The following is a 12,511-nucleotide window of genomic DNA, read 5'->3' on the forward strand; positions in this document are numbered from 1 at the left end:
GCGGCTCAGATACGTGGTGGCGCGTGCGGTATAATTCTGCATCCATGGGTTGACCGCGCGCATTGACCTGGTTCGTGGGATATGCGCTCCTCCGCGCCCGATACTGATCCAAAGCCTGCCGGTACCGGCTTATACTGACCCACGGTCAGCAAAACCGGCCCAAAGCAGGGGTGGACCTCTTTCCGGAGGAAACAAGACATGTCCCGCATCTTTGCGCTGGTCCTGACGGCCAGCCTGACCGTGCTCGGCGCGATCCCCGCCGCCGCGCCCGCCGGCGCACAGAAGATCAACGGCGTGCCCGGCGCCCCGGATGCCAGCATCGTCATCGACGGCAGCCAGATCCCGGCGCCGCCGCAGAAGTTCGAGGGCGTGATCAAGGAGCTGGCGCAGGACTCCAAGCCGTACTGGCCGGCGCGGATCGTGCCGCCTACCGGCGCGCCCAACGTCCTGCTCATCATGACCGACGACGTGGGCTTCGGCGCGCCGTCCACCTTCGGCGGCGTCATTCCCACGCCCAGCCTCGACCGCATCGCCAATGACGGGCTGCGCTACACCAATTTCCACTCCACCGCCCTGTGCTCGCCCACCCGCGCGGCGCTGATCACCGGACGCAACCACCATTCCGCCGGCTTCGCAGTGGTGTCCGAGATGGCCACGGGCTATCCGGGCTACGACAGCATCATCACCAAGGACAAGGCCACCATCGGCCGGATCCTGAAGGACAACGGCTACCGCACCTCGTGGTTCGGCAAGAACCACAACACGCCGTCGTTCCAGGCCATCTCCACCGGCCCGTTCGACCAGTGGCCCACGGGCATGGGGTTTGAGTATTTCTACGGGTTCATGGGGGGCGACACCAGCCAGTGGCAGCCGGACAACCTGGCCCGCAACACCACCTATATCTATCCGTTCCAGGGCAATCCTTCGTTCAACCTGACCACGGCCATGGCGGACGAAGCCATCGCCTACATGAACAAGATCAACACCCTGACGCCGGACCAGCCGTTCTTCGTCTATTACGTCCCCGGCGGCACCCACGCCCCGCACCACCCCACCCCCGAATGGATCGAGAAGGCGACGCAGCTCCACCTGTTCGACAAGGGCTGGAACGCGCTGCGCGAGCAGATCTTCGAGAACCAGAAGAAGCTCGGCGTCATCCCCCAGAACGCGAAGATGACGCCCTGGCCGGACGACCTGCTGAAGCGCTGGGACAAGCTCACCGACGACGAACAGAAGATGTTCAAGCGCCAGGTTGATGTCTACGCCGCCTACCTGATGTATACGGACCATGAGATCGGCCGCGTCATCCAGGCTGTCGAGGACATGGGCAAGCTGGACAACACGCTGGTCATCTATATCAGCGGCGACAACGGCTCCAGCGCCGAAGGCACGCTCATCGGCACCCCCAACGAAGTCGCCATGTTCAACGGCGTCGACGTGCCGGTCGCAGACCAGCTGAAGTATTTCTATGATGTCTGGGGCTCGGACAAGACCTACAACCACATGGCGGTGGGCTGGACCTGGGCCTTTTCCACCCCCTTCTCCTGGACCAAGCAGGTCGCCTCCCATTTCGGCGGCACCCGGCAGGGCATGGCCATCTCCTGGCCCAAGGTGATCAAGGACAAGGGCGGCATCCGCTCCCAGTTCCACCATGTGATCGACATCGCGCCGACCATCCTGGAGGCCACCGGCATCAAGGCTCCCAATATAGTGGACGGCATCAAGCAGGCTCCCATCGAGGGGGTCAGCATGACCTATACCTTCGACAAGGCCAATGCGACCGCACCCTCCACCCACAAGACCCAGTATTTCGAGATGATGGGCGACCATGCCATCTATAACGACGGCTGGATGCTGAGCAGCAAGGTGGTGCGTCCGCCGTGGGAGGTCCAGGCCGGCCTCGGCCTCGACCCGTCCAAGTACCCGTGGGAACTCTACAATATTTCGGAAGACTGGACCCAGTACGAGGACGTTGCCGCCAAGCATCCCGACAAGGTGAAGGCGATGGCGGACCTGTTCTGGTCCGAGGCCAGGAAATACCAGGTGCTCCCGCTGGACGCCACCGTCGCCACCCGGCTGGTGACGTCGCGCCCGAGCATCACCGCGGGTCGCGACGTGTTCACCTGGACCGCTCCGCTCACCGGCACGCCCAATGGCGACGCGCCGTCGGTGCTGAACACCTCCTACCGCTTCACCGCGGACGTGGTGGTGCCGGAGGGCGGCGGCGACGGCATGCTCATCACCCAGGGCGGGCGGTTCGCCGGCTATGGCTTCTACCTGCTCAAGGGCAAGCCCACCTTCACCTGGAACCTCGTGGGCCTGAAGAAGGTGAAATGGCAGGGCACCGAGCCGCTGGCGCCGGGCAAGCACACCCTGGTTTTCGACTTCAAGTATGACGGCCTCGGCGCGGCGACGCTGGCCTTCGGCTCGGGCAGCGGGCTCGGCCAGAGCGGCACCGGGACGCTGAGCGTGGACGGCAAGGTGGTGGCGACCCAGTCCATGCCCCACACCATCCCGCTCATCCTCGCCTGGGACGAGAATCTGGACGTGGGCTCCGACACCGGCACGCCGGTGGACGATGCCGATTACCAGGTGCCGTTCGCCTTCACCGGCAAGATCAACAAGATCACGCTCGCGCTTGATCATCCGAAGCTGACGCCGGAGGATATCGCCAAGCTGCGCGACGCCGCTGCCAAGGCTGCCGACGGCCCGTCGAAATAGGCGGACCGGCGCCCCACCATCGCCCGCGCTCCGGATATCCTCCGGTGCGCGGGCCACCGCTCATGCGGCCAGACGAGACGTGCGAAGCGAGACCTGAGCAGCGACTTTTGCGACAGCGAGACTTGCGAAGCGACATTTTCGAAGCCACAGCTGCGGAGCATTGCCGAACCAGCCCCGAGCGATAAGGAAGCCGAGATCATGACCCTGCCCCCTTCGCGCACGCCAAGGCCTCCGCGCCGCCGCGCCGGCCCCCTTGCTGCCGCCTGCTGCGCGGTCCTGTCTCTTGCCATCCTGTCGCTTGCCGCTCCCGCCCGCGCCGCCGACCTCGCGACCGCCCCGGCCCCGGCCGCGACCGCATTTTCGCCGCCGCCGGAATCCAAATGGCAGTTCTCGGCGGTGCTTTACGGCTGGGCCACGGGCATCAACGGTAACCTCGGCATCCGCGACCTGCCGACCTTTCCGGTGGATGCCTCGTTCGCCGACATCCTGTCCCATTTCGACGGCGCGGTGATGGGCAGCTTCCTCGCCAAGAAGGACAACTGGACCCTGTTCGCCGACCTGTTCTGGTCGCAGCTGAGCGCCAGCAAGTCCATCGATGACGGCCGGGGCACGCAGCTCGACCTCTCGCAGCGCCTCCTCATCGTCTCCGGCGCTGCCGGCTATCGCCTGCCCATCGGCGGGCCGGGCTTCGACCTCAGCGCCACGGCGGGCTTCCGCTACCAGCGCCTGACCGCCGACACCACGCTCTCCTCTTTCGGCGGCATCCTGTCCGTTTCCGAAACCGACGTTAAGGACTGGCTGGATCCGGTGTTCGGCCTCGCCCTGCAATATCGCATCAACGAGAAGTGGTTCCTCAACGCCCTTGCCGACGTGGGCGGCTTCGGGCTCCCCTCCAGCTCCAAGCTGACATCGCAGGGACTGATCTCGGTGGGCTACAACTGGACCGAGGCCTGGTCCACGGCCATCGGCTACCGGGCGCTTTATACCGACTACGAATCGGTGACCGGCCCGCGCGCCAACTTCCGCTACGAGACGACGCTGCACGGCCCCTTCATGAGCATCGCCTATCACTTTTGAGCGAAGCGCTCCCGGTTCAGGAGGCGGATATTCCGGCCGATCGCATGACGGCGGCGTGTGATCGGCGCAGGTGCGCGGAAGGGCACCGTGGCGCGAGGCGGAGCAAGCCTCCTCATTAATAAATCAGAACGAGTTATTAATTGACGATGTTTGTATCCTCGTTCATCATCCTGCGACAACAAGACGATCCGTCGCGCACGGGCGCCACCGGGCGGCTCGCAAGGGCGCCGAACCGGCGCGAGGGAATTAGGGTCGAGGAACTGGGGTCGAGGGTTTCATGCAGCGCAGTCCCCTGAAGGACGATTCTGGCCCGGTCCACGCCTCGCACGGGCGCGGCACGAACCAGACTGGCGTGCGCCTCTACAACGAGCGGCTGATCCTCTCCCTCATCCGCCGCCACGGTCGCCTGACCAAGGTGGACATCGCCCGCCTCACCGGCCTGTCGCTGCAGACCACCACGGTGGTCATGAACCGGCTGGAGGCCGACGGCCTGCTCCTCGCGGGCGAGCGCCAGCGCGGGCGGATCGGCCAGCCGGCGGTGCCCTATTCGCTCAATCCCGACGGCGCCTACGGCCTCGGCATGGTGGTGGGCCGGCGCGCCTGCGAGCTGGTGCTGATGGATTTCGTCGCGGGCGTGCGCCGGCGCGAGCGCCTGACCTATCCCTATCCCCTGCCCGACCAGCTCATCGCCTTCGCCGGCCGCACCCTTCCCGACCTCATCGCGACGCTTTCGCCCGCAGCCCAGGCGCGCATCTGCGGCACCGGCATCGCCACGCCGTTCGAGCTGTGGAACTGGGAGGAAGTGCTGGAGGCCCCCAAGGATGCCCTTGCCGGGTGGCACGACTTCGACCTGGGCGCCGAGCTGTCCCGCATCGCCCCCGGTCCGGTGCGGGTCATCAACGACGCCACCGCCGCCTGCGCCGCAGAGCTGACCTTCGGCGGCGGTTCGGCCTATCGCGACTTCGCCTATTTCTACATCGCCACCTTCATCGGCGGCGGCATCGTGCTGAACGGCAGCCTGTTTCCCGGCCGCAGCGGCAATGCCGGCGCCTTCGGCTCCATGCCGGTGGTGGCCCGCGGACCCGGCGGCGGCGCGGGGGTCCAGCAGCTCATCCGCTCGGCCTCCCTCTACCGGCTGGAGCGCCAGCTCGGCGCCATCGGCATCGCCGGTTCCCAGTTGTGGGAGCAGCCCGACGACTGGAGCCGCTTTTCCGCCCCCGTGGACGCCTGGATCGAGGAGGCCGCCGAGGGCCTCGCCCAGGCCATCGCCTCCTGCCTCGCGGTGGTGGATTTCGAGGCCATGGTCATCGACGGCGCCTTCCCGGCGCCGGTGCGGGACAAGCTGGTGAAACGCACAGCCGCCGCCTTCGCGCGCCTCGACCGGCAGGGCCTGACCGAGACCCGCATCGTCGCCGGCACCATGGGCCGCGCGGCGCGCGCCATCGGCGGTGCCGCCTTGCCTTTGCTCGACACCTTCGGCCGCGACCTCGACGTTCTGTTCAAGGACTGACCATGCTCAAAGGCATCGACCCCTTGCTGGGCCCCGATCTGCTGGCCACCCTGCGCGCCATGGGCCACGGCGACGAGATCGCCATCGTGGACGCCAATTATCCGGCTGAGGCCCACGCCAGGCGGCTGGTGCGCATGGACGGACACGATGCCCCGCGCCTCGTCGATGCCGTGCTCTCGGTGATGCCGCTCGATACCGACGTGCCTGAGGCCGCCTTCCGGCCCTGCGCCTTCGGCGACTGCGCGCGCGAGGAGAGCGTGTTTTCGGAGTTCGAGGCCGCCATCGCCGCCCGCGAGCCCGGCTTCAGCCTGGTGCCCATCGCCGGCCCGAGCTTCTACGACCGGGTGCGCGCGGCCTATGCCATCGTCGCCAGCGGCGAGCGCCGGCTCTACGGCAACATCATCCTGCGCAAGGGCGTGATCCGGCCGCAAGGGGACATGGCATGATCCTGGTCTGCGGCGAAGCCCTCATCGACCTGCTGGTGGGCGCCCCCGAGGGCAACGAGATGCCGGCCCGCGCGGTGGCCGGCGGCTCCCCCTTCAACGTGGCGGTGGGCCTGGCCCGGCTCGGCGCGCCCACCGCCTTCTTCGGCGGCATCTCAAGCGACCGGTTCGGCACCCACCTTGTGGACGTGCTGGCCCGCGAGGGCGTGGACCCGCGCTTCGTGGTGCGCTCCGACAGCCTCTCCACCATCTCGGTGGTAGCGACCCAGGCCGACGGCCAGCCGCTCTATTCCTTCCATGGCGCGGGCGCGGCCGACCGCATGCTCGCCCCCGACCGCCTGCCACCGGTCCTGCCGGACGAGGTGCGCGCCCTGACCTTCGGCTCCTACACCCTGGTGGTGGAGCCGGTGGCCTCCACCTATGCGGCGCTGGCCGAGCGGGAAGCCGGGCGGCGCGTCATCAGCGTCGATCCCAACCTGCGACCGGGGGTGGTGGGCGACCTGAGCCGCTGGGCCGAAACGACGGAGCGCTTCTTCCGCACCGCCGACATCGTGAAGGCCAGCGACGAGGACATCCACATCGCCTTCGGCGGGCGCATGGGCCTCACCGATGCGGCGCGCCGGTTCCTCGACCTCGGCGCGAAGCTGGTGGTAATCACCCGTGGCGACAAGGGCGCCGTCGCCTACTCCCAGCTCGGGGAGGTCAGCGTGCCGGGGCGCAGCGTCGTGGTGCGCGATACGGTGGGCGCGGGCGACACCTTCCACGCCGCCCTGCTCGCCGGGCTGCACCGCACCGGCCGCCTCGAAGGCGCTGCCATCGCCACCCTCGACACCGAGGCCATGGGCGAGCTGGTGGCCTATGGCACGGCGGCCGCCGCCATCACCTGCTCGCGCGCCGGGGCGGACCTGCCCACCGCCGCCGAAGTGGAAGCCAGCCTCACGCTTGCCATGGCGAGCTGAGGGAAGCCGGGACGGCTTTCAAGCGGTGCTCCGAGTGTTGAAACGGGATACCCGGCCCAAGGCCGGTCATGACGGAAGGGCGCGCCCTGACCTCGGCACAGCGCCGCGCCACTCCCAAAGCAACACGCCCGGATCACGGCATGCGATGCCGTGATCCGGGCGCTTGTTTCCGCGCTTGTGCCATGACCTGCCCGCCCCGCGCGGGATGATCCCGGCGGCGCGGAACGCCACCATGACCGCCCCGGCCTCAGGCGGCCAGCTCCTGTGGCGCGCGGGCGCCGGTCATCAGCGCCACCGCGTCCGACATGGTGCAGGCCGAGGGCTGGACCACGGTGAGCCGCCGCCCCAGCCGGTGGATGTGAATGCGGTCGGCGATCTCGAACACATGGGGCATGTTGTGGCTGATGAGCACCACGGCGATGCCGCGCCGGCGCACGTCGAGGATCAGCTCCAGAACCCGGCGGGATTCCTTCACGCCCAGCGCAGCTGTGGGCTCGTCGAGGATCACCACCCGCGAGCCGAAGGCGGTGGCGCGGGCCACCGCGATGCCCTGCCGCTGGCCGCCCGAGAGCGTCTCCACCGGCTGGTTGATGGACTGCACCGTCATCAGCCCCAGCTCGGTGAGCTTCTCGCGGGCCATGCGCTGCATGGTCTTGCGGTCGAGCATGCGGAAGACCTGTCCGAGCACCCCCGGCTTGCGCAGCTCGCGGCCGAGGAACAGGTTGTCGGCGATCGACAGGCCCGGCGCCAGCGCCAGTGACTGATAGACGGTCTCGATGCCCGCCGCCTGCGCGTCGAGGGGGGAGCGGAACTGCACCGGCTTGCCGTCGAAGCGGATCTCGCCCTCGTCCGGCACCAGCGCCCCGGAAAGGGCGCGGATGAGGGAGGACTTGCCGGCGCCATTGTCGCCGATCACAGCCAGGATCTCCCCCGGATAGAGGTCGAAATCCGCATGGTCGAGGGCCGTGACACGGCCGTAGCGCTTGACCAGGCCCCGCGCCTCGATGAGCGGCCGGCGCACGCCGGTGTCCGTGCCGAGATGGCTCGTACTGAAAGTATTCGTGCTCATGCCGACACCTTCCGGATCCACTGGTCGAGGGTGACCGCGACGATGATGAGGCTGCCCACGGCGAACTCCTGCCACAGCACATCCACCCCCGACAGAGCGAGGCCGGAGCGCGAGACCCCGACGATGAGCGCGCCGATGAGGGTGCCGATGATGGAGCCGCGCCCGCCGAACAGGCTGGCCCCTCCGATCACCACCGCGGTGATGCTGTCGAGGTTGGCGGTCTGCCCCGCCTGCGGGCTGATGGAGCCGATGCGGCCGATGAGCGCCCACGCCCCCAGCGCGCAGATGACCCCCGCCGCCACATAGACACTGAACAGCACCTTGTCGGTACGGATGCCGGCGAGGCGCGCCGCGTCCGGATCATCGCCCACCGCATAGATGTGGCGGCCGAGGGCGGTGCGGTTGAGCACGTACCAGACGATGGCCACCAGCCCCAGCATGAAGAAAGTGCCGTAGGTGAGCCGCGCGCCCAAGAGGTCCACCGGCGTGCCGAGCCACTGCAGGAACGGCGCGGCCTTGGCCACGTCCTGGGCACGGATGGTCTGGGCGCCGGAATACCAGAGGTTCAGCGAGAAGAAGATGGACCAGGTGCCCAGCGTCACGATGAAGGGCGGCAGCTTCAACCGCACCACCAGCAGGCCATTGAACGCGCCGCAGGCCGCACCGGTGGCAAGCCCGGCGGCGAACGCCACCGGCACCGGCAGGCCCAGCGCGACGGCGAGCTTACCCATGATCACCGAGCACAGCACCATCACCGCGCCCACCGACAGGTCGATGCCGGCCGTGAGCACGATCAGCGTCTGCGCCACCCCGATGATGCAGATGATGGTCACCTGCTGGAGGATCAGCGACAGGTTGAAGGCCGAGTAGAAGCGCGGCCCCACGATGGCCGAGAACACGGCCACCCCCAGCACCAGCACGATGGCCGGTACCGCGGTCGGATTGGCGTGCAGGAAATGCTGCAGCATCTGGAGCGGGGACCTGGCGTGGACCTCGAACTCCGCAACCCGCGTGTCCTGTTTGCCCAGGACGGTTTCGAACGCCTGCATCCCGCGTTTCTCCCCACTCGTGTCTGTCATTGCAGATCCCTCCCCGGCCGTTCCGGCCGGCGCACGCGTGCCTTAACGGGGCCCATCAGCCCCAGCATTTCTTCAGGGCGGCGTCGGTGTCGATGGAGGGCAGTCCCGGCACCGGCCGGTCGGTCACCAGCTCCACGCCGGTATTGACGAAGTCCTGCCCGTCCGTGGGCTTCGGCTTGGTGCCGTCCGTCGCGTATTTCAGCACCGCCTCGACGCCCATCTGGGCCATGGCGAGGGGGAATTGCATGGCGGTGGCGGCGATGACGCCGTCCTTCACGTTGCGCACGCCAGGGCAGCCGCCGTCCACGGCCACCACCAGCACGTCCTTGTCGCGGCCGATGGAGCGCAGCGCCTCATAGGCGCCGGCGGCGGCGGGCTCGTTGATGGCATAGACCACGGACACATAGGGATCGCGCTGGAGCAGGTTCTCCATGGCCCGGCGCCCGCCCTCCTCATTGCCGAGGGTGACATCGTGGCCGACGATGCGGCTGTCCTTCTCGTCGCCGATGACGGCGGGGTCGGCAACGTTCACGCCGAAGCCCTTGAGGAAGCCCTGGTCGCGGTCCACGTCCACGGAAATCTGGTTCACGTTCAGGTCGAGCAGCGCGACCTTGGCGGATTTGGCATTGGCGCCCAAAGTCTTGGCCGCCCATTCGCCCACCAGCTTGCCGGCGAGGACATTGTCGGTGGCGAAGGTGGCGTCCGCCGCGCCCGGGGGATCGAGGGGCGTGTCGAGGGCGATCACCAGGATGCCCTTGGCCCGCGCCTGCTCCAGCACCGGCACGATGGCGCGGGAATCCGACGGGGTGATCAGGATGCCCTTGGCGCCGGCGGCGATCAGGCTCTCGACGGCGGTGACCTGGGCATCGGTGTCGCCGTCCATCTTGCCGGCGAAGGATCGCAGCTCCAGGCCCAGCCGCGCGGCGGCGGCTTCCGCGCCCTCCTTCATCTTGACGAAGAAGGGGTTGGTGGAGGTTTTGATGACGATGCCCACGATGGGCTTGTCTGCGGGCTTTTCCGCAGCCCCGGCGGACGATGTCGCGGCCAGCCCGGCCCATGCGACAGAAGCTGCCATCAGCAGCCGTGGCCACAGGTGCATCGAACGTCCTCCCAGATGCGCCGGCGCGGTTTCCGCTTGCCGGACGGATGCGTTATCCGCATGGCATCTGAGCGCAGGGCGCATGGCGAGTCAATAGATAAATCCATCTGAGTTATTAATAGAAGATCGAGCAACACCAGCGCCTCCCGACCTGGCGGAAGGCAGCAAAACGCGGTTGTGAAGGCGAAGGCGCCCCCGGCTGGGGTCTTAGAGCCGCGCCGCGACGAGGTGGGCGAGACCGGAGCCGGCGGCATAAACGGCTTCCCGTGCCGTCCGCCAGCGGGCCGCCTCCACCGCGCTTGGCGGCAGCGGTAGATCCGCCTCCCGCACCCGGCCGAGAACGAGGTCCGCCAGCAAGGCGCCGAACACTGTTCCCGGCGCGATGCCGCGTCCGTTGTAGCCGGCCACGGCGACGCCGGAGCGCCCCAGCCGGTGGAAACGCGGCAGGGCGTCGGCGGTCATGCCGATCATGCCGTGCCAGCCGGCCTCGAAGGCCACCCCGGAGGCTATCCCGCCGAGCTGCGGATAAAGCCGCGCCAGAACCCGGCAGGCATAGGCCCGGTGGATGGTGCCGCCGACACGGTCGAGAGCGCCAACACTGCCGAACACCAGACGCCCCGCCGCATCCACGCGGAACGAGGTGAGGATGGATCGGGTGTCCCATGCTCCCTGCCGACCGGGGAGAATGGTGGCCCGCGCCGCTGGCGGCAGCGGCGCGGTCGCGAGATTGAAATAGGGCAGGTGCACCTGCTCGCGCCGCAGCGGGGCGAACGGCCCGGTGCCATAGGCATCGGTGGCGGCGATGAGATGGTCGGCCTCGAGGCTTCCTCCCGGCGTGGCCAGCCGCCAGCCGGCAGGGGTCTCCTCGGCCCCGACAACCGGGCTCGACACGAAGATCTGCGCCCCGGCCTGAAGCGCTGCCCGCGCCAGTCCCCGTGCATAGGCCAGCGGCTGGATCGTGCCGGCTCTCAGATCCAGCAGCGCGCCGGTAAAGTCGCCGCCGCCGACCATGTCGCGCGCCTCACCGGCCTCCAGCAGCCGCACCGGCGCTCCACGTGCCTGCCACTGGGCGGCGCGGGCCTCGATCTCGGCGCGTCCGGCGGCGCCCACTGCGCAATGCAACGTGCCCACGGGCGCCACCTCGCAGGGGATCGAATGCCTTGCCACCAGGTCGAACACCGCTTGCGGCGCTGCGCCGAGGAAGCCGATCAGCGCCTCGCCCCGCGCCTCACCCAGGGCGGCGCGGATGACATCCGGCATCACCCACAGGCCAGCATTGACGAGGCCCACATTGCGCCCGGCCCCGCCGAAGCCCACCTCCGCCGCCTCCAGCACGGTCACCCGCGCGCCCGCCTCGGCGAGGCGCAGCGCCGCCGACAGGCCGGCATATCCCGCCCCCACCACGGCCACGTCGGCCCGAAGCGCACCCGAGAGCGGTGCCAGCGCCGGCGCCGGCGGAGCCGTGACCTGCCACAGGCCATGGGAACGCGGAGCGATCGGCATCGGGCACCCTTTCCCCTGGGCCTGCACCGGACCCGATCGGCCCGGACCGGTGATTCCCTCTCAGAATGGAGGATAGAGCGGGCTTTGCCGATCCGATGGTCGCGCCACCCGATCCGAACGCGCTCCGGCGGTCCAGGACCGGGCCGAAATGCGCCTTGTGCTGCACCGCAGGATCACAAAAATTTAAGCCTTGTCTGGTTAAGTTGCAGCACGATTTTGTGTTTTCGGGTCCCTTTTGGTATGAGGGGCCCCCAGTTATGGTTTATCGGAGCTGCGTGATGGCAAGTCCGCGCGTCTATGTTTACCAGTTCGCCTCGGGCGCCCAGTGGGCTGCCGGGGACAGCGTGGAGACCTATCTCCGCCGGCTTCTCGATGTGGATTTCGCCCAGGCGCTGCGTGCGGACCGGCTCGCTGCCGTGACCGCCTTCCTCGACGAAGCCTTCCAGCTCGCCCACACTATCGGCTGGAGCGGCGGCGCCCGCGAGCTGCCGCAGATGTTCTCTTTGCCCGGCATGCCGGCGGAAGAGGCCATCCACATGATCGCCTGGGAGCAGGAAGACGGCGTGGCCTACATCGCCTCGCCCTATCCCCTGCCGTGGCTCGACGCCAAGGCCTCGCGCACCACCGATTCCGAGCGCGCCGTGCCGGCCGAGGAGGTCCATCCGGCTCCCCCCGCCGCCCGGCCCGCGCCGCAGCCCCCGCTGGAGGTGATCTCCGCGCGCGCCGAGGAAGCGGTGGAGGAAGCCCTCGACCCGTTCTCCGAATATGTGCGCCGGGAAGAGGCCGCCCGCCTGACCCGCGAGCCGACCCCGCTCTCCGCCGACGACCGGGACAACGCCCGCCGCTTCTTCTGAGCGGTCGCATAAGGGTTCGAATGCGCGCCCACCCCGGGCGCGCATTCGTTTTTTCCGGCCCCGGACGCTTTGGCGGTATGATGAAGCCGTCAGGCGCCTTGCTCCGGCCGCACGGCTTGGCTAGGGAATCGCTCGCGCGAGGCCAGCCCCGGCGCACATGCATTCCTCATGGATGAGCTTGAGCTCTTGCCGTCCAG

General features: G+C 68.5%; 10 protein-coding genes. 6 read left to right on the forward strand and 4 right to left on the reverse strand.

Annotation, left to right across the window (positions count from 1 at the left end):
• The first annotated feature begins 198 nt into the window (after positions 1-198).
• The 5 genes from V5F66_RS15800 to V5F66_RS15820 all read left to right on the forward strand — a co-directional run bounded on the left by V5F66_RS15800 (position 199) and on the right by V5F66_RS15820 (position 6,710).
• Positions 199-2,721 (forward strand): arylsulfatase, encoded by a 2,523-nt coding sequence (locus V5F66_RS15800; RefSeq protein ID WP_394094222.1) that lies wholly within the window; start codon positions 199-201, stop codon positions 2,719-2,721.
• 198 nt (positions 2,722-2,919) lie between these two features.
• Complete coding sequence (locus V5F66_RS15805) at positions 2,920-3,798, forward strand: hypothetical protein (protein WP_012114438.1); 879 nt, start codon at positions 2,920-2,922, stop codon at positions 3,796-3,798.
• Between the two features lie 277 nt (positions 3,799-4,075).
• Positions 4,076-5,308, forward strand: coding sequence for an ROK family transcriptional regulator (locus tag V5F66_RS15810; protein ID WP_012114437.1), 1,233 nt, complete (start codon positions 4,076-4,078; stop codon positions 5,306-5,308).
• Positions 5,309-5,310: 2 nt separating this feature from the next.
• Positions 5,311-5,754, forward strand: a complete 444-nt coding sequence (locus tag V5F66_RS15815; RefSeq protein ID WP_394094223.1) for an RbsD/FucU family protein — start codon at positions 5,311-5,313, stop codon at positions 5,752-5,754.
• Positions 5,751-6,710 carry a carbohydrate kinase family protein gene (locus V5F66_RS15820; RefSeq protein WP_012114435.1) on the forward strand — a complete coding sequence of 320 codons (960 nt, stop codon included), beginning with the start codon at positions 5,751-5,753 and terminating at the stop codon, positions 6,708-6,710. Before V5F66_RS15815 ends, V5F66_RS15820 begins: the two co-directional genes overlap by 4 nt.
• A gap of 247 nt (positions 6,711-6,957) precedes the next feature.
• Here the strand turns inward: V5F66_RS15820 and V5F66_RS15825 are convergent, their stop codons facing one another.
• The 4 genes from V5F66_RS15825 to V5F66_RS15840 all read right to left on the reverse strand — a co-directional run bounded on the left by V5F66_RS15825 (position 6,958) and on the right by V5F66_RS15840 (position 11,460).
• Entirely contained in the window at positions 6,958-7,779 is an 822-nt protein-coding gene (locus V5F66_RS15825) for an ATP-binding cassette domain-containing protein (protein WP_394094224.1), read from the reverse strand.
• Positions 7,776-8,858: an ABC transporter permease gene (locus V5F66_RS15830; protein WP_394094225.1), complete on the reverse strand. Its 1,083-nt coding sequence runs from the start codon at positions 8,856-8,858 to the stop codon at positions 7,776-7,778. Before V5F66_RS15830 ends, V5F66_RS15825 begins: the two co-directional genes overlap by 4 nt.
• Positions 8,859-8,913: 55 nt before the next feature.
• Positions 8,914-9,957 carry a substrate-binding domain-containing protein gene (locus V5F66_RS15835; RefSeq protein ID WP_394094226.1) on the reverse strand — a complete coding sequence of 348 codons (1,044 nt, stop codon included), beginning with the start codon at positions 9,955-9,957 and terminating at the stop codon, positions 8,914-8,916.
• 207 nt (positions 9,958-10,164) lie between these two features.
• The gene (locus tag V5F66_RS15840; RefSeq protein ID WP_394094227.1) at positions 10,165-11,460 is read right to left on the reverse strand and encodes an NAD(P)/FAD-dependent oxidoreductase; all 1,296 of its coding nucleotides are present in this window, start codon (positions 11,458-11,460) and stop codon (positions 10,165-10,167) included.
• A gap of 278 nt (positions 11,461-11,738) precedes the next feature.
• On the opposite strand from V5F66_RS15840, the gene V5F66_RS15845 reads away from it, so the two are divergent.
• Positions 11,739-12,314, forward strand: coding sequence for a hypothetical protein (locus tag V5F66_RS15845; RefSeq protein ID WP_012114430.1), 576 nt, complete (start codon positions 11,739-11,741; stop codon positions 12,312-12,314).
• Positions 12,315-12,511 lie beyond the last annotated feature (197 nt).

Origin of the sequence: Xanthobacter versatilis, assembly GCF_043193975.1 — a bacterium.
Lineage (GTDB): Bacteria > Pseudomonadota > Alphaproteobacteria > Rhizobiales > Xanthobacteraceae > Xanthobacter > Xanthobacter autotrophicus_E.